Source organism: Saccharothrix lopnurensis, from assembly GCF_042658445.1.
GTDB classification, from domain to species: Bacteria; Actinomycetota; Actinomycetes; order Mycobacteriales; family Pseudonocardiaceae; genus Actinosynnema; species Actinosynnema lopnurensis.
Map to the genome: position 1 here is coordinate 422,346 of NZ_JBHSQO010000001.1, position 17,009 is coordinate 439,354.

The following is a 17,009-nucleotide window of genomic DNA, read 5'->3' on the forward strand; positions in this document are numbered from 1 at the left end:
CCACCTCCCCCGCGTGGGCCGGTGCGACCAGTCAGCTGGTCGCACCGGCCCTGTGGCTTTCCGGCACCCGGACCTCTGCGGGAAGTTGAGCGTTTCCCCCGTGGAAGCGCTCCCAAAGTGAGCTTTGTTGTTGTCTTCTGCGCGACGGTGTGGATAGATGAGCAAAGCTGTGATGGGCCTCACCGCCGAGTCCAGGAGAAACCCGTATGCGCCCTGCCCGCCGGTTCCTCGTCCTCCTCCTCAGCCTGTTCCTCCTCCCCGCCACCGCCCTGCCCGCGAGAGCCGAGCCCGCGAGAGCCGACCCCGCACCCGTGCACGGCCTGAAGGGCGAGTACTTCCGCATGTCCGCGCCCGGCGCGCGCGACTTCGCCGAACCCGGCGGCACCACCCTCGACCCCGACATCAACTTCAGCGACCTGACCAGCACGTTCGCCGCCCTGACCGGGCGCACCGAGCACACCACCGCCCGCTGGACCGGCCGGCTCACCGCCCCCGCCACCGGCGACTACACCTTCCACGCCATCGGCGACAACGGCTTCCGCCTGTTCCTCGACGGCAACCCGGTGATCGACCACTGGGTCGGTGACTGGGACGTCGAGCAGCACAGCGCCCCGGTCCGCCTGGAAGCGGGCCGGGAGCACGACTTCCGGCTGGAGCTGTTCCAGGACGTCGGCGGCGCGAACATGTACCTGCGCTGGTCCACCCCGGCGCTGGCCAAGCAGCCCGTGCCCGAGTCGGCCTTCCTGCCGCCCGCCGACTTCCCGGTCTACCCGGTGCGGCCGACCGTCTCGCGCGACCGCCTGGAACTCGACTTCGACCGCGAGATCACCGACCTCGGCGACCTCACCGCCCACCTGAAGGTCGAGGTGGACACCGTCCCGTTCCCCCTGGGCCGGGCCGGCCTTGCCCGGGGCGACCGGACCAGGGCGCTCGTCGAGGTGCCCGCCGCGATCCAGCGCGGCCAGCGCGTCCGCGTCACCTACGACGGCGAGGGCGGCCTGACCGTCGGCGGCGAAGTCGTGCCCGGGATCATCCGCAACGCCACCAACACCTCCACCCACCGGCTCCGGACGCCCTGGGGTGAAAAGGTGGACACCGAGCGCCCGCTGCCCGAGTACCCCCGCCCGCAGCAGGTGCGCGAGGACTGGCTCAACCTCAACGGCCCGTGGGAGTTCGCCGCCGCCACCGCCGGGCAGCAGCCGACCTTCGGCCAACGGCTGCCCGAGCGCGTCATCGTGCCGTTCCCGGTGGAGTCGCAGCTGTCCGGGCTGGAGCGCCACGAGGACCACATGTTCTACCGCCGCACGTTCACCGTGCCGGCGAACTGGAGGATCGGCCGGGGCGAGCGGCTGAAGCTCAACTTCGGCGCGGTCGACCACCACGCGCGCGTGTGGGTGGACGGCACGCCGGTCGCCGAGCACACCGGCGGCTACACCGCCTTCACCGCCGACGTCACCGACGCGCTGCGCGGTCGCGGCCGGCACGAACTGGTGGTCGCGGTCACCGACACCACCGGCGACAACCAGCCGATCGGCAAGCAGTCCCGCCGTCCCGGCGGCATCGTCTACACGCAGTCCTCCGGCATCTGGCAGACCGTGTGGCTGGAGCCGGTGCCCGACCGGGCCATCGACGATGTGAAGACCACCCCGGACATCACCGCGGGCACCCTCGCCGTCCGGGTGTCCTCCGCGACCGCCACGGACCGCGCCGCGGTCAAGGTCACCGCCCGCGACCACCGGGGCAAGCGCGTCGGCGAGGTCACCGGCCGCCCCAACGCCGACCTGACCCTGCCGGTGCCCGCCCCGCGCCTGTGGAGCCCGGAGGACCCCTACCTCTACGACCTCGACGTCAGCCTGGTCGACGGGTCGAGCCGCGACGAGGTGGAGAGCTACTTCGGGATGCGCTCGGTCGGCGTCCAGGAGGTCGGCGGCTTCCCCAAGCTCGTCCTCAACGGCAAACCGGTGTTCTCCCTGTCCATGCTGGACCAGGGCTTCTGGCCCGACGGCCTGAACACCGCGCCCAGCGACGAGGCGCTGCTGTTCGACCTCAAGGCCCAGAAGGACCTCGGGTTCAACGCGGTGCGCAAGCACATCAAGGTCGAACCCGCCCGCTGGTACCACCACGCGGACAGGCTGGGCCTGCTGGTGTGGCAGGACTTCGTCAACGTCAACGTCACCGACGAGACCGGCAGGCAGGCGTTCCTCACCGAGGGCGCCCGCGCGCGGGCGCAGCTGCACGACTCGCCCTCGATCATCGGCTGGATCGTGTTCAACGAGGGCTGGGGCGAGTGGGACCGGGAGGAGACGGGCCGCATCGCCGAGTCCGTCAAGGCCGCCGACCCGTCCCGGGTGGTCAACGCGCACAGCGGGGTCAACTGCTGCGCGTCGAAGGGCGACTCCGGCAAGGGCGAGGTCATCGACCACCACGACTACCTCAACAACGACGCGCCGTGGCCGGACGCGACCCGGGCGGCGATGGACGGCGAGCACGGCGGGTTCACCCTCCGCACGCCCGGCCACCAGTGGCCCGGCGCGCCGGCCGCGATCTACAGCGGGGTGGCGGACAAGGCGGCGCTGACCGCGAAGTACGTCTCCAACACCGAGACCCACTACCTGGAGGGCGCGGGCGCCGAGCTGTCCGGCTCGGTCTACACCCAGATCACCGACGTGGAGACCGAGCTCAACGGCTTCTGGACCTACGACCGGCGGGAGATCAAGGTCGACCCCGGTCCGGTGCGCGAGGTCAACCGCCGGGTGCTCGCCGCGGGCGCGGCCGCCGGGCAGCGGGTCTACCCGGGCCGCGGCACGTGGTCGCTGGACGGCAGCGGCGAGGACACCAGCGGCGGCGGGAACCCCGTCGCGCTCGACGGGGACGCGGCGTACGCGCCGGGCGTGCGCGGGCAGGCGCTGAGGTTCGACGGCGACGGCGACTCCGCCCGGACCGCGGGACCGGTCCTGGACACGCGCGGCAGCTACACCGTCTCGGCGTGGGTCGCCCTGGACTCGCTGCCGGGCAACTACGCCACCGCGGTCAGCCAGGACGGCCGGCGCACCGAGAACCCGTTCTACCTCCAGTACGGCCACGGGAACTTCGCGTTCAGCGTGCCGGGCGGCCGGCGGGCCACCCACGCGGTGAACCCGGAACCCGGCCGCTGGTACCACCTGGTCGGAGTGCGCGACGAGGCGGCGGGCGAGCTGCGCCTGTACGTCGACGGGCAGCGGGCGGCGACCATCCCGGCCGGCCCGGACGAGGTGAGCACCGGTCCGCTGACCCTCGGCCGGGCCCGGTACGCCGGGCAGCCCACCGACCACTGGCGCGGGTCGGTGGACGAGGTCCGCGCGGTGGACCGGGCCCTCGGCGACGCCGAGGTGGCCGAACTGCACGCGAACCGCTGACCGCCGCCGGGCGCCGCCGCACACCCCGTGCGCGGCGGCGCCCGGTGCCCGCCCGACACCGCTTCGGACCTCCGCAGCGCGACCGGCCGCCGATCGGGCAACCTGTGCCGGGGTTCGGGAGGCGGGGGAGGGAGCGGTGTGCGCGGTGCTCGGGTGCTGGTGGACCGGTACCGGCTGGACGGGGTGCTCGGCGTGGGCGGCATGGCGCGGGTCCACCTCGGCTGGGACCTGCGGCTGCGCCGACCGGTCGCGGTGAAGGTGTGCACCGCGACCGACGAGGTCGGGGTGCGGCGCTTCGCCCACGAGGCGCGCACCCTCGCCGCCCTGGTCCACCCCGGGCTCGTGCCCGTCTACGACCTGGCCGAGTCCGGCCCGACGCCGTTCGTGGTGATGCGGCTGCTCGACGGCGGCACCCTGCGCGACCTGCTGGCCGCCGGGCCGCTGCCGACCGGGCGGGTCCGGGAGCTGGGCGCCCGGCTGGCCGACGCGCTGGCCCACGTCCACTCGCGCGGTGTGGTGCACCGCGACGTGAAGCCCGGCAACGTCCTGCTCGACCGCCACGGCGCCGCCCACCTGGCCGACTTCGGCCTGGCCCGCTCGGCCGACGCGACCCGGCTCACCCGCGTGGACGAGGTCGTCGGCACCGCCGCCTACCTGGCGCCCGAGCAGATCCGGGGCGAGGACGTGGGCCCGCCCGCCGACGTCTACGCGCTGGGCCTGGTGCTGCTGGAGTGCCTGACCGGGCGGCGCGAGTACGGCGGCGGCGTGGTGGCCGCCGCCAACGCCCGGCTGCACCGGCCACCGGAGGTGCCCCGGGACCTGCCCGCCGACCTGGTGCGGCTGCTGACGCTGATGACCTCGCTGTCCGCCCGCCGCAGACCGACGGCCGACCGGTGCGCCCGCGACCTGAGCGGTCGCCCCTGAACGGTCACCCCTGGGCGGTCACACCAGGGCGACCACGTCGGCGGCGCACCCCCACGACAGCGTGACGCCCGCGCCACCGTGGCCGTAGCAGGACACCACCACCCGGCCGTCGCGGACGACCCGGTCCAGCCGCACGACCGACCGGGCCGGCCGCAGCCCCACCGCCCGGCTCACCGGGGCCGCCCCGCGCAGCTCGGGCACCAGGTCACCGACCCGCGCCAGGATCGCCGCCTCCACCTCGGCCGACGGCTCCAGCGAGTGCTCGCCCCGGTCCGCCGTGCCGCCGCACACCACGTCCGCCGCCCGCGGCACCACGTAGGTCAGCCCGGCCGGGTTGTCGTCGTCGATCAGCCAGTCGGTCAGCCCCGGGTTGGCCACCCGCACGACCTGGCCGCGCACCGGCACCGGCCCGTCGTCGTCCCCGACCAGCACGCCCGACCGCAGCCCGGCGGCGACCACCACGGTGCCCGGCACCTCCGCCAGGTCGCGCACCTCGCCCACCACCGTGCGCACCCCGGCCGCCGCCACCAGCCACGCCAGGTACCGGTCCATCTCGACCACCGGCAGCGTGCACCGCGTCGCGCTCACCACCCCGGCGGGCAGCCCGGTCCCGACCGCCTCCGCCGACGGCACGGCGGCCGTCCACCACAGGTCCGGCGAGGCGCTGCGGTGCAGCACCAGTCCCGACCGCAGCGACACCCCGGTCCGCGGGTCCCCGGCGAGCGAGCCGAACGCGCGCAGCGACTCCGCGCCCCACCTCAGCACCGCGTCCGCCGGGGCCGCCTCGTAGGGGAACCACACCGCCGCCGCGACCGCGGACGTGGTCCGCCCCGGCGGGTCGGCGGTGATCACCGTGACCTCGTGCCCGGCCCGCGCCAGCTCGTGCGCGCAGGTGTACCCGACGACCCCACCACCGATGACGGTGACCTCGCGCGACGTCCTCACCCCGACATCATGACGGGTCGGGCGGACATCCGTCGAAAGCGGTCGCCGAAAAGGTCCCCGGGCACGATGAATTCCGCCGGAAGAAGTGATATGGCGCTCCGGGGCAATCCGTGCGGACGCCCTTTCGCCCGCCCATCCGATGAGTTCGGCGTCACACCGGCCATGCGACTTTCGGACCTGCCGGAGCCTTTCCCGAATTCCTTAGTTTGCGGGTGCCGTCCGACTGGATGAGGGGGAGAACAGGGTGAAGAGCAAGGTGAAACGGCTCGTCGCGGCGTTGGGCACCGCCGTGGTGGCCGCGTCCGGGCTGATCGCGGTCGCGCCGACGGCGTCGGCCGCCAACCTGACCGAATTCCACGAGCAGGACGTGGACTGGGCCGCGTGCGACGGGTTTGCCGAGTTGCAGTGCGCCACCATCACCGTTCCGCTGAACTACCGGAAGCCGAACGCCGGGCGGTTGCAGGTGGCCATCAGCAAGCGGCCCGCGAGCGACCCGGCCAAGCGCCGCGGCGTGCTGCTGCTCAACCCCGGCGGGCCCGGCGGCCCCGGGCTCGACCTGCCGCTGTACTTCGCGACCAACCGGATCGCGGAGACCTACGACCTGATCGGCTTCGACCCGCGCGGTGTGGGGAAGTCGAGCCCGCTGCTGTGCGAGGCGGCCGACCAGGTCGGCGCCCTGACCACGCGGCCCACCGACGCCGAGTTCGCGAACTGGACCGCCACCGCGCGGGCCGCCGAGGAGGCGTGCGCCAGGGCCGCGGGCGGCATCCGCCCCTACGTCAACACCCCGAACACCGCCCGCGACATGGACGTCATCCGGGCCGTGCTGGACGAGAAGAAGATCAACTACCTGGGCTTCTCCTACGGCACCTACCTGGGCGCGGTGTACGGGACGCTGTTCCCGACCAGGCTCGACCGCAACGTCCTCGACTCCTCGGTGCACCCGGAGTGGATCTGGCGCGAGCAGTTCAAGGCCCAGTCCCGGGCCATCCGCGACAACGTGGACACCTTCTTCGCCTGGGTCGCCGAGCGCGACAGCCGCTACGGCTTCGGCACCACGGCCGCCGAGGTGCTCGCCACCAGCGAGGAGCTGTCTGCCCGCCTGGCGGTGGAGCCGTGGGAGGGCTACCTCGACCAGAGCACCTGGGACGTCGTCGTCGGCGCCAACGCCCGGTACCGCGAGATCTGGGACCTGCTGGCCGAGGACATGGCGCTGATCCGGCGCGACGTGCTGGGTGAGGAGGTCGCGCCCGGGCGGGTGGCCGACGCGGTCGCGGCGACCAGGGCGCTCTACGAGCTCGGCATCGCCCAGACCGTGCCGGGCGTGTTCCAGACCGTCACCTGCGAGGCCGACTGGCCGACCGACCTGAACACCTACTACGACGACATGCGGCGGTACCGGGTCCAGTACCCGTACGGGTTCGGCGTGCTGCGCGCCGCGCCGACCGAGTGCACGTTCCGCACCTTCAAGACCACCGACCGGGTCACCGACCTGAAGCGGACGAGGTACCCGGTCGGCCTGGTCGTCCAGGCCGACTCCGACCCGCAGACCCACTACGACGGCGGGCCGGCCATGGCGACCAGGCTCGACGACGCGCTGGTCTCGGTCTCGGACGAGGGCACGCACGGCCTGTACGCCCGCAACGAGTGCGTGACCGCGCTGGTCGACCGCTACCTGGTCGACGGCGTGCTGCCGGGCAGCCGCGTGGAGTGCCCCGGCGCCCCGCGCCCGGACGTCCCGGCCGACGGCGCGTTCGCCGCGACCGCCGACGCCGAGCGCCCGGCCCCGGCGTCGGACCTGGCGGCCCGGGTCCGCGACTTCGTCGACCGGAAGAAGTTCACGGGTCCCGGCTACTGAGGACCCCCGCCGACGAAGGTCCCGAGACCGGCCCCGGTGGGCCGGACGGCGGGCGCCGTCCGGGCCACCGGCGCGTCACGGGCCGGGCAGCGGGTACACCGCCACCATGAGTTCGGCACCAGCGGTCGCCGCGTCCAGCCTGTGGGTCGACGAGGACGGCGTGCGACAGCCCTCGGGCGACGTGCACGCGTGGACGCCCGGCACCGACCAGACCCTGTGCGGCCTGGCCCTGAGCCGCAGCCGGCTCGGCAGGTTCCAGCACGTGAGCTGGGCGGACGCGGTGTGGATCGAGCAGACCGCGGACCACGGGCTGCACCTGTGCCCGAAGTGCTCGGCCGCCACCACGCCCAGGTCCCAGCGAGGCCGCCGGTGGGCGCGCGTGCGCCCGCGCCCCTGAACCGCGGGGCTCCCGGCCGGGCGGCGGAGATCACGTGACACCGCGCTGACGGGTGAACCGTGAGGTCGTCGGGCACCACGAGATGCGGCCGGGCACGGGATGGGGTCGGATTCCGGTGTGCCGGTTCGCGCGCCGGTACCGTTTGCCTCTAATGTCCGATTCGTACATGACGGGTGATCAGGAAAGCGAGGAACCCGGTGCTTGAGATCGACACCCTCACCTGGGTCGTCACCGTGGGGCTGATCCTGGTGCTGCTCGCGGTGGACCTGGTGCTCGCGGCCGTCCGCCCCCACAAGGTCGGCTTCGCCGAGGCCACCGCCTGGTCGGTGTTCTACATCCTGGTGGCCGTCGGGTTCGGCGTCTGGATGTGGACGGCCCACGGCAGCGAGTTCGGCACCGAGTACTTCGCGGGCTACATCGTCGAGAAGTCCCTCTCGGTGGACAACCTGTTCGTGTTCGTGATCATCATGACCACGTTCGCGGTGCCCGAGGAGCACCAGCACAAGGTGCTGACCTTCGGCATCGTGCTGGCGCTGGTCATGCGCGCCATCTTCATCGCGGTCGGCGCGACCCTGCTCTCGCTGTTCTCGTTCATGTTCCTGCTGTTCGGCCTGTTGCTGATCTTCACCGCCGTGCAGCTGTTCCGGCACCGCAACGAGGACCCGGACGTGGAGAACAACGCGGTCGTGCGCACCGCCCGCCGCCTGCTGCCGCTGTCCACCGAGTACCAGGGCGGCAGGCTGTTCACCCGCGAGAACGGCAGGCGGGTCGGCACGCCGCTGCTCATCGTGCTGGTCGCCATCGGCGGCATCGACCTGCTCTTCGCGCTGGACTCCATCCCGGCCGTGTTCGGCGTGACCGAGGAGCCGTTCATCGTCTTCGCCGCCAACGCCTTCGCGCTGCTCGGCCTGCGCGCCCTGTTCTTCCTGGTGAAGGGCCTGCTCGACCGGCTGGTCTACCTCTCCGCCGGCCTGGCCGTCATCCTCGGGTTCATCGGCGTGAAGCTCATCCTGCACTGGGCCCACGTGGACCTCTCGCCCGACGTGCCCGAGATCCCCACCCCCCTCAGCCTCGGGGTGATCATCGCGATCCTGGTCGTGGTCACGGTGGCGAGCCTGCTCAAGACCCGCCGCGACCCCGCCGCCAAGGCGCACCCCGGTTCGCTGCGCGCCCGCCGCCCGAACCACGAGGAGGACGGCGGCGCCCGCTGAGGCAGGCGCGGCGCGGACCGGCCCACGAGCGCACGGGCGGGTCCGCGCCGCCGATAATCGATCGCTGCGACCGCACCCGCTGCGGCAGCATGGCCGGTCCGAGTTCGTAATCCCCGGGAGGGAGACGGATGACCGCGCCCGGAGCACGTGGCGACGCGGAGGACCCGACCACCAGGAAAACAGCGGTGCTGCTCGCGCTGCGCTACTACCTGCGCGAGCTGGTCCGCCAGAAGAAGACCGCCACACCGGCGCTCCTGCTGCCCGCACTGGGCAACATCTGCCACTACTACCTGCCGCCGCTGGTGGTCGCCGCGCTCGCGGGCCGCATCGCGGACGGCGCGACCGTCGACGTCGCCACCGCCCTGCCCTACGTGCTGACCTTCGCCGGCCTCGCGCTGGCGGGGGAAGCCCTGTGGCGCGTCGGGCTGCACTGCCTCAACCGCGCCGACGGGCGCGGCATCGAGCACCTGTCCGTGCTCGGCATGGAGGAGCTGCTGGCCAAGGACGCCGCGTTCTTCCACGACAACTTCGCCGGCTCGCTCACCAAAAGGGTGCTCAGCTTCGCCGGGAGGTTCGAGCAGTTCATCGACGCCATGGCGTTCTCCGTGCTGTCCAACCTGGTACCGCTGGTGTTCGCCTCGGTGGTGCTGTGGCGCTACGACCCGCTGCTGGTGGTCGTCCTGATCGGCTTCATCCTGGTCACCGCCCTGGTCGTGGCCCCGCTGATCCGCCGCCGCCAGCGCCTGGTCGACGAGCGGGAGGCGGCCATCGCGCGCGTGTCGGGCCGCGTGGCCGACACCCTGTCGAACATGGACGCGGTGCGGGCCTTCGCCGCCGAGGAGCGCGAGAACGCCGAGCACCGCGAGCGCGCCGCCGAGCAGCGCAGGATCGCCATCCGGTCGTGGGACTACGCCAACCTCCGCATCGACACCGCCATCGCGCCGATGCTGGTGATCACCAACGCGCTGGGCCTGCTGCTCGCGGTGAGCCTGGGCGGCGGCGCGCTCGGGGTGGAGGCGATCGTGGTCGCCTTCACCTACTTCACCAACGCGACCCGGATCATGTTCGAGTTCAACAACATCTACCGGCGGCTGGAGAGTTCCCTGACCGAGGCGGCCCAGTTCACCGAGCTGCTGCTCACCCCGCCGCAGGTGGTCGACCCGGCCGACCCGGTGCCGCTGCGCCCGTCCACCGCCGAGGTCCGCTTCGAGGACGTGACCTTCGCCCACGCCGGCGCGCCGCCGCTGTTCGCCGGCCTTGACCTGACCGTGCCCGGCGGCACCACCATCGGCCTGGTCGGCCGCTCCGGCGGCGGCAAGACCACCCTGACCCGGCTGCTGCTGCGGTTGATGGACATCCAGGGAGGCCGCATCCTGGTCGGCGGCCAGGACATCGCCCGGCTGCGCCAGGCGGACCTGCGCAGCCTCATCGCGTACGTGCCGCAGGAACCGGCCATGTTCCACCGGACCCTGTGGGACAACATCGCCTTCGCCCGGCCGGGCGCCACCGACGCCGAGGTGCGGGACGCGGCGCGGGCGGCGCACGTCGTCGAGTTCGCCGAGGCCCTGCCCGAGGGGTTCGGCACGCTGGTGGGGGAGCGGGGCGTCAAGCTCTCCGGCGGGCAGCGCCAGCGGGTGGCGCTGGCGCGGGCCATCCTGCGCGACGCGCCGATCCTGCTGCTCGACGAGGCGACCAGCGCGCTGGACTCGGAGAGCGAACTCCTCGTCCAGGAAGCCCTGTGGCGGCTCATGGAGGGGCGCACGGCGCTCGTGGTGGCCCACCGGCTCAGCACCGTGGTCCGCCTGGACCGGCTGATCGTGCTCGACCACGGCCGGATCGTCGAGCAGGGGACGCACGACGAGCTGCTGCGGTCGAACGGCGCGTACGCGCGGTTGTGGAGGCACCAGTCGGGCGGGTTCCTGGACGACAGCGAACCGGAGATGTCCACTGTGGATTCGCAGTAGGCGGGGGTGGTGGCGGGGCGGGCCGGGGACTGCCGGCCCCGCCGCTCAGCCGCCACCGGGCCGAGCGGGCGGTTCGGGTGGACCAGTCGGTTCGGGCAGGTCGGGTCGGTGCCGCAGGTCGGTCAGCGCCAGCACCTGCCCGGCGGCGCTGTCCACCGGCGCGACCAGCTCCGCGTCGAGCTCGCCGGCGACCTCGTGCAGCAGCCGGACCCCGGCGCTGGCCAGGTGCGTCACCCCGGTCAGGTCCACCACCAGGGGCCGCCCGCCACCACGGCTGGCGTCGAGCAGGGTGGTGTGCAGCAGTTCCGCCGTGTGGGCGTCGATCGCCCCCCGCACCGTCAGCACCGGGTGCGCGCCGCGCCGCAGCTCGCTGGTCAGGTCGTCCGCCGGTCGGGCGGCGGGCTGTTCCGGGTGGTCGAGGTGCGGCACGCGGGTCAGCCGGAAGGCCATCCGCACCGTGGTGCCGCCCTCGGACGGCGTCATCTCCACCCGGTCGGCGAAGTGGCGCAACAGCGCCAACCCCCGGCCACGGCCGCCCGGCGACTCGGGCACCGGCCGCCACCGACCCCGGTCGGTCACCGCGAACTCGGCGAAGCCGTCGTCGGACAGGTGCGCGTCGACCACCACCACCTCACCCGATCCCGACCTGGACCCCGATCCCGACCTGGACCCCGATCCCGACCTGGACCCCGGCCCCGGCCCCGGCCCCGGCCCGCCGGCGTAGGCGTGCTCGACGGCGTTCGTGACCGCCTCACCGATCGCGTGCTGCACCGCGAACACCCGGTCGCGGTCGACGTCCAGGTCCGCGAGCCAGTCCGCGATCCCGTGCCGCAGCGACACCAGCGCGGCCGGCGTCGCGGGCAGCACCAGGCGCAGCGGCGGCTGCCGCAGGCCCGGACGCCGGGCGACGAGGACCGTCACGTCGTCCTCGTACCCGAGCCACCCCATGCGCTCCACCGCGGCCAGGCACAGCCGGTCGGCCGGGCTCCTCGGCAGCGTGCCGTCCTCGTCGACCGTCTCGGACACCGCGGCCGCGGTCACGGTCGCCAGCGCGGACAGCCCGGCCGCCAGGGACCGGCCCGAGCGCTCGACCAGGCCGTCCGAGTACAGCAGCAGCGCGTCGTCGGACCCGAGCCGGTCCCGCCACGGCGTGCTCGCGGGCCTGCCGACGCCCAGCGGGGCGTCGTGGCCGGAGCCCGTGAGGAACCGGGTCGAGCCGTCGGCGGCGACCACCAGCGCGGGCGGGTGACCCCGGTTCACCCCGCACAGGTCCCCGGTCGCGGTGTCCAGCTCCACCAGGCACATCGTCGCGGCGCGGGTCGCCGGCAGGCGGGCGGCGAAGGCGTCCAGCTGCGCCGCCGCCCCCTCGACGCCCGCGCCCGACCACAGCGCGTGCAGCGCGACCGTGCGCAGCTGCCCCATCGCGGCGGCGGCCGAGGGCCCGTGCCCGACCACGTCGCCGACCAGCAGCACCACCCGGCCACCCTCCCGCCCCGCCGGCCCGCCGCCCGGGAGCGGAACCACGTCGAACCAGTCGCCGCCCGCTGCCCGCTCGTCACCCGCGACCACGTACCGGGCGGCCAGCCGCACACCGGGCAGGACCGGCAGGGCGTCGGGCAGCAGGGCGCGTTGCAGCACGTGCACGACGTGTTGCGCGGCCTGGTGGCGCTGCTCCGCCGCGCGGCGCGCGGTCACCTGCCCGGTCACCTCCACCGCGTGGGCGACCACCCCGGTGACCAGGCCGTGCTCATCTCGCGAGGGCAGGCAGGTGAAGGTGAAGAACCTCTCCTCCAGCCGCCCGTCACCGTCCCGGTCGACCAGCACCCGCCGCTCGCTGCCCAGCACCACCCGGTCGCCGGTGTAGCACTGCTCGATCAGGTCGAAGACCTGCTGACCCGCCGCCTCCGGCACGGACTCGCGCACCGGTCGGCCGACGAGACCGGGCCGATCACCGACGGACGCGCGTGCCGCGCGGTTGGCCGCGACCACCACCAGGTCGGGTCCGCGGAACGCCCACACCGCGGCGGGCAGCTCCTCGAAACAGGCCACGACGGACGCCGGGTCGCCCGCCGGGGTGAGCGCCGACTCGGAATCGGGATCCATGATCACCCCACCCTATGGCCGCGACCGCGGCCCTGCCCGCCGCGAACCGGTCCGCTCCCCCGTGCGGGGGAGCGGACCCGACCCTCCCACGCGGGGTTGCGGGATGACCACCTGGGCGTACGAGGTGCCGGCGGAGGAGGCGGTGGGAGGCGCCTTCGCCGGGGAGGGAGGTGGAGGAAGCGAGGTCGCGGGCCGGCCAGGTGGCGGCGCAGGGGGGAGTGGTGCGGAGAGGGAATGGCGTAGCGAGGTGGTGGCGTAGGGAGGCCATAGGTCGGAGAGTCGGTGGCGCAGGAAGGTGGTGGGTGGGCGAGGCGGTGGGTCGTTGAGGCGGTGGGGTGGCGCGGGATCGCAAGGTGATCGTCAGGTGCGGTCGCGGGGGTGCGTGGGAGGCTCGTACGTGTCCTCCCCGCCAGCCCACCAGCCGACGCCGGTGCACCCGGTCCGCCCGCTCGACACCACCGAGCGCGAGCTGTGACCGCCGGCAACGACACCGCCGTGCTGGTCGTCCAGGACGAGGACACGACCTCGCCCGCCGACGTCGCCGCGTGGCTGCGCGACCGGATCGACGGGTGGCCCGCGCCGGACGTGCTGCTGATCGGCGTCGTCCTGGGGGAGCTGTTCGACAACGCCCGGCGGCACGGCGCTCCGCCCTTCGTGATCGAGCTGGTCCTCGACCACTGGCGCGAACGGCTGGTCGTCAGCGTGCGTGACCGGTCCCTGCGCCCGAGCGGGCCGTGGCGGATCGCGGCGGGTCTGGTGCTCGTGGCCGCGCTGTCCGAGCGCTGGGGAGTGGTGTCGCAGGGACGCGACACGACCGTGTGGGCCGAGATCCCCTTCCGGGACTGATCACTGACGGTCGCTGACCGCCGGCCGGCGACTGCTGCCCGATGACTGCTGCCCGCTGACCACCGGCTGACAACCGCCGTCCGTCGTCCGCCGCCGTGTCGTCACCACCTTTCGTCAGTGCGCTCGACAACTTCAGTGTTGCTCGAAAGCAACACTGTCAACGAGGCAGGGGGCGGAGCGGAGTCACGGTAATGCCTCCCGGGGCTGGCTCCACCGCGCCGGTTCACGGCTCGGGACGCGGTCGATCGGATCGATCCGGGGCACGGCCGGCGTGACCCACGACCCGCGGTCCGCCTCCGCCGGTCGTCGACCGTCCATTGTGAACACGGTGGTGCACGTGCCTGCGGTGAGCGCGCCGACCCCCAGGCCGAGCAGCATCGCCACGGTGGACCTTCTCCTGCGCGACACGGTGGTCTCCTGGGGGGAATCCGGGTACGGGTGGGAGTCGTCCGACGCGGCGTGGCCGGAAGCGTTGCGGCGTAGGAGGTTTCGGGCGGTCGAGGACCGCGATCGAGCGGGAAGGGGGGTGAGGACGACCGCCCTCGGAACCGGCGCCGTGGCAGGGGTGCGCCTGCTGTGATCTTAGCGTGGGGGTGTGTGCGGCAGGGTTTTCGGGCGCGAGTGAACTCGATCGTGTTACTGGTCGAACACCCGGTCCGCCGGCGGTCCTACCGGCTGCCGTACAGGCGCGGGTCGCCGCAGCCGGCGAAGTAGTCGGTGAACACCCGGTCCACCGAGGCGAGCGGCAGCAGCGCCCCGTCCCGCTCCAACACCCGCTGGATCACCGGGAGGTCGCCCGGGTGCGCCCCCAGCGCCACCACGACCTCGGCCACCTGCTCCGCCTTCACCTGCGCGCCGACGCGGGCCAGGCACTCGCGCACCGCCACCGCGTCGGCGCGGGCGAGGCGCCCGCCCAGTTCGGCCGTGCGCCGCGGGTCGGCCTCCAGCGCGGCCGCGAGCCCGGTCCCGGTCACCGCGTCGCGCGCGGGGTCGCCGTAGTCCGATACCAGCACCAGCGACAGCGCCTCGTAGGCGACCCGCACCCGTTCCGCGCCGGTGGACGCCGGGTCGAGCCGGAACCCGCGGATCAGCCGCTCGGCCACCGCCACCACGTCCCGGTGGCGCACCGCGCCGTCGGCGTTGGCGTCGAACAACCGCAGCCGGCGCGCGAACCGTGCGACCAGGTCGCCCTCTGCCATGAACAACCCCATCGCGACTCACGGTGCCACAACGTCGGCGCGCTCCGTGGCGATCCACCCATCCATTCCCTGAAAGAGTGAACCCTCCGCCCGGTTACCCGAGCGGGGTGCGGCGAACCGCGCCGGGGTGGGCCGCGACGCGCGGGCCGCGCGGCTCGTAGCCCGCGATCTCGTCCTCGAACGCCACCCGGGGCGTGCCGAAGGTCGGCCCGGTGGCGCCGCCGCCCTCGGCGAGCGGCCGGTCGGGTCGCACGGCCAGGGGTGCCGGTCTGGCGGCGGTGCTCCCGGTGGGCCGGGCGTGGGGCCGATGACCGACGGTGAGCCGAGAACCCGCGCCCACCTGCGCGGATCGCTCTCCCGGCGGTGTCCAGGACCGGTCGGGGCGGGCACACTGGGTGCAGCGGCGCTCCCCCCGCCGCACCGGCCGGAGGGGGAGCGCGTGACCAGGTACCAGGAGGCGTTGGCCGCCGCCGCGCGTGGTTGGCCGGTGGTGCCGCTGCGCCCGCACGACAAGGCTCCCGCCCTGCGCGGCTGGGAGCACGAGGCCACCACGGACCGCGACCGGATCCGGCAGTGGTGGGTGCACCGCCCCTACAACATCGGCATCGCGTGCGGTCCGGCCGGGCTGCTGGTGGTGGACCTGGACGTGCCCCACGGCCGCGAGGCTTTCGCGCGTCGCGCGTGGCAGCACGGTGCGGAGGACCCCCGCGACACCTACGCGGTGGCCACGGCGGGCGGGGGAGAGCACCGCTACTTCCTGGCCCCGGAGGTGCCGCTGGGCAACAGCGTGGGCCGGGTCGCGCCGCACGTGGACACGCGCGGCATCGGCGGTTACGTGGTGGCGGCGGGGTCGCGGGTGGGCGGGCGCCGCTACCGGGTGCTGCGGGACCTGCCGGTGGCGCCGGTGCCGGGTTGGCTGGTGGACGTGCTGGCCCCGCCGCCGTCCGAGGAGCTGGACATCCCGGTCCAGCGGCCCTCGCCGCGGCGCGTCGGCGCCTACCGGGACGCCGTGGTGGCGGGGGAGTTGGAGCGGGTGCGGGAGGCCCGGCCGGGGGTTCGCGCCCACGTGGTGTTCACCGCCGCCTGCCGGTTGGGCGAGTTGGTCGGCGCGGGTTGGCTGGACGCGCACGTGGCGGCGGACCTGCTGTTGGACGCCGCCTCGGTGCACGAGGGCGTGGAGGGGTGGACCGGTCGGGAGGCCCGGCACCACGTCGACAACGGCATCGCCCTGGGCCGCCGTCGTCCTCGCGCGTTGCGGTGACCTCGGCGGGAGGTCATCCCCGCGCGGTCACCCCCGAGATCACGCCCCCGAGATCACGCCCCCGAGATCACGCCCCCGAGATCACGCCCCCGAGATCACGCCCGCGCGGTCACCCGCCCGAGCGCCGCTGTTCGCCCAGCCGCCGCAGCACCTCGATCGCCCGCAGCCCGATCGTCGGCACCGCCGCGCCGGCCCGCGCCATCGCGGCCCGGTACGCGGGCACCGCCCGCACCAGGCGGCGCCCGTCGAGCATCCCCACCGCCCGGTCGGCGACCTCGGCCGCCGTCAGCAGCCCGCGGGGGGCGGAGAACAGCACCGCCGAGGCCGGGTCCGGTCGGACCTCGCGCACCATGTCGGTGTCCGCCGCGTCGGGGCAGCAGGTCAGCACCCGCACCGGCACCCCGGCGCGCCTCAGGTCGCCCTGGAGGCCCAGTCCGAAGTTCAGCACCGCCGCCTTGGTGGCCGCGTAGAGGGCCAGTCCCGGCACCGGGCCCAGCGCCGACATGGAGGAGACGTTGAGCACCGTGCCGCCGTGCCCGCGCATCGCCTCCACCGCGACCCGGCTGCCGTGCACCACGCCCAGCACGTTGACCTCGACCAGTCGCCGCACCGCGTCGTCGTCGTGCTCCCAGGCCGCGCCGGTGGCCAGCACCCCGGCGTTGTTCACCCACAGCGCGAGCCGTCCGAGGTCGGTGGCGCGGGCGGCGGTCGCGCGGTGCGCCGCGGGGTCCCGCACGTCCGCCACGAGCCCGTGCCCGCCGATCCCGGCCGCCGCGTCGCCCACGGCGTCGTCCACGTCGGTCAGCACCACCTGGTAGCCGCGCCCGCGCAACCGCCGCGCGATCTCCAGCCCGAACCCGCGCGCCGCCCCGGTCACCACCGCCACGTCCACCCCGCGACCTTAAC

At 74.1% G+C, this 17,009-nt stretch carries 13 protein-coding genes; 8 read left to right on the top strand and 5 right to left on the bottom strand.

Annotated features, from left to right (window positions below; all coding sequences use genetic code 11):
- The first annotated feature begins 206 nt into the window (after positions 1-206).
- Together ACFP3R_RS01905 and ACFP3R_RS01910 are read left to right on the top strand one after the other, a co-directional pair.
- Positions 207-3,395, top strand: a complete 3,189-nt coding sequence (locus ACFP3R_RS01905) for a LamG-like jellyroll fold domain-containing protein (RefSeq protein WP_380632077.1) — start codon at positions 207-209, stop codon at positions 3,393-3,395.
- A gap of 138 nt (positions 3,396-3,533) precedes the next feature.
- Entirely contained in the window at positions 3,534-4,319 is a 786-nt protein-coding gene (locus ACFP3R_RS01910; protein WP_380632079.1) for a serine/threonine-protein kinase, read from the top strand.
- 18 nt (positions 4,320-4,337) lie between these two features.
- Here the strand turns inward: ACFP3R_RS01910 and ACFP3R_RS01915 are convergent, their stop codons facing one another.
- The gene (locus tag ACFP3R_RS01915) at positions 4,338-5,264 is read right to left on the bottom strand and encodes an NAD(P)/FAD-dependent oxidoreductase (protein ID WP_380632080.1); all 927 of its coding nucleotides are present in this window, start codon (positions 5,262-5,264) and stop codon (positions 4,338-4,340) included.
- Between the two features lie 244 nt (positions 5,265-5,508).
- On the opposite strand from ACFP3R_RS01915, the gene ACFP3R_RS01920 reads away from it, so the two are divergent.
- The 4 genes from ACFP3R_RS01920 (at position 5,509) to ACFP3R_RS01935 (ending at position 10,694) form a co-directional block, all read left to right on the top strand.
- Entirely contained in the window at positions 5,509-7,122 is a 1,614-nt protein-coding gene (locus ACFP3R_RS01920; protein ID WP_380632081.1) for an alpha/beta fold hydrolase, read from the top strand.
- 106 nt (positions 7,123-7,228) lie between these two features.
- Positions 7,229-7,519, top strand: a complete 291-nt coding sequence (locus tag ACFP3R_RS01925) for a hypothetical protein (protein WP_380632082.1) — start codon at positions 7,229-7,231, stop codon at positions 7,517-7,519.
- Between the two features lie 197 nt (positions 7,520-7,716).
- A complete protein-coding gene (locus tag ACFP3R_RS01930; RefSeq protein WP_380632084.1) occupies positions 7,717-8,730 on the top strand; it encodes a TerC family protein in 1,014 nt (337 codons plus the stop codon).
- A gap of 128 nt (positions 8,731-8,858) precedes the next feature.
- Positions 8,859-10,694: an ABC transporter ATP-binding protein gene (locus ACFP3R_RS01935; RefSeq protein ID WP_380632085.1), complete on the top strand. Its 1,836-nt coding sequence runs from the start codon at positions 8,859-8,861 to the stop codon at positions 10,692-10,694.
- 45 nt (positions 10,695-10,739) lie between these two features.
- Here the strand turns inward: ACFP3R_RS01935 and ACFP3R_RS01940 are convergent, their stop codons facing one another.
- A complete protein-coding gene (locus ACFP3R_RS01940; RefSeq protein ID WP_380632087.1) occupies positions 10,740-12,797 on the bottom strand; it encodes a SpoIIE family protein phosphatase in 2,058 nt (685 codons plus the stop codon).
- A gap of 471 nt (positions 12,798-13,268) precedes the next feature.
- Here ACFP3R_RS01940 and ACFP3R_RS01945 point away from each other — a divergent pair, with 471 nt between their 5' ends.
- On the top strand, positions 13,269-13,643 hold the full coding sequence (locus ACFP3R_RS01945; protein WP_380632088.1) for an ATP-binding protein: 375 nt from the start codon (positions 13,269-13,271) through the stop codon (positions 13,641-13,643).
- Between the two features lie 668 nt (positions 13,644-14,311).
- On the opposite strand, the gene ACFP3R_RS01950 is transcribed toward ACFP3R_RS01945, so the two are convergent.
- Positions 14,312-14,842 (bottom strand): hypothetical protein, encoded by a 531-nt coding sequence (locus ACFP3R_RS01950; RefSeq protein ID WP_380632090.1) that lies wholly within the window; start codon positions 14,840-14,842, stop codon positions 14,312-14,314.
- 94 nt (positions 14,843-14,936) lie between these two features.
- Positions 14,937-15,095 carry a hypothetical protein gene (locus ACFP3R_RS01955; protein ID WP_380632091.1) on the bottom strand — a complete coding sequence of 53 codons (159 nt, stop codon included), beginning with the start codon at positions 15,093-15,095 and terminating at the stop codon, positions 14,937-14,939.
- Positions 15,096-15,281: 186 nt separating this feature from the next.
- Here ACFP3R_RS01955 and ACFP3R_RS01960 point away from each other — a divergent pair, with 186 nt between their 5' ends.
- Entirely contained in the window at positions 15,282-16,103 is an 822-nt protein-coding gene (locus tag ACFP3R_RS01960) for a bifunctional DNA primase/polymerase (protein WP_380632093.1), read from the top strand.
- Between the two features lie 109 nt (positions 16,104-16,212).
- Here the strand turns inward: ACFP3R_RS01960 and ACFP3R_RS01965 are convergent, their stop codons facing one another.
- Complete coding sequence (locus ACFP3R_RS01965; protein WP_380632095.1) at positions 16,213-16,995, bottom strand: SDR family oxidoreductase; 783 nt, start codon at positions 16,993-16,995, stop codon at positions 16,213-16,215.
- Between the last annotated feature and the right edge of the window lie 14 nt (positions 16,996-17,009).

Bases quoted from the DNA above. Each gene is read 5' to 3' on its own strand.
- ACFP3R_RS01925 (WP_380632082.1), top strand. From the start codon at position 7,229: ATGAGTTCGGCACCAGCGGTCGCCGCGTCCAGCCTGTGGGTCGACGAG.
- ACFP3R_RS01935 (WP_380632085.1), top strand. From the start codon at position 8,859: ATGACCGCGCCCGGAGCACGTGGCGACGCGGAGGACCCGACCACCAGG.
- ACFP3R_RS01940 (WP_380632087.1), bottom strand. From the start codon at position 12,797: ATGGATCCCGATTCCGAGTCGGCGCTCACCCCGGCGGGCGACCCGGCG.
- ACFP3R_RS01950 (WP_380632090.1), bottom strand. From the start codon at position 14,842: ATGGCAGAGGGCGACCTGGTCGCACGGTTCGCGCGCCGGCTGCGGTTG.
- ACFP3R_RS01905 (WP_380632077.1), top strand. From the start codon at position 207: ATGCGCCCTGCCCGCCGGTTCCTCGTCCTCCTCCTCAGCCTGTTCCTC.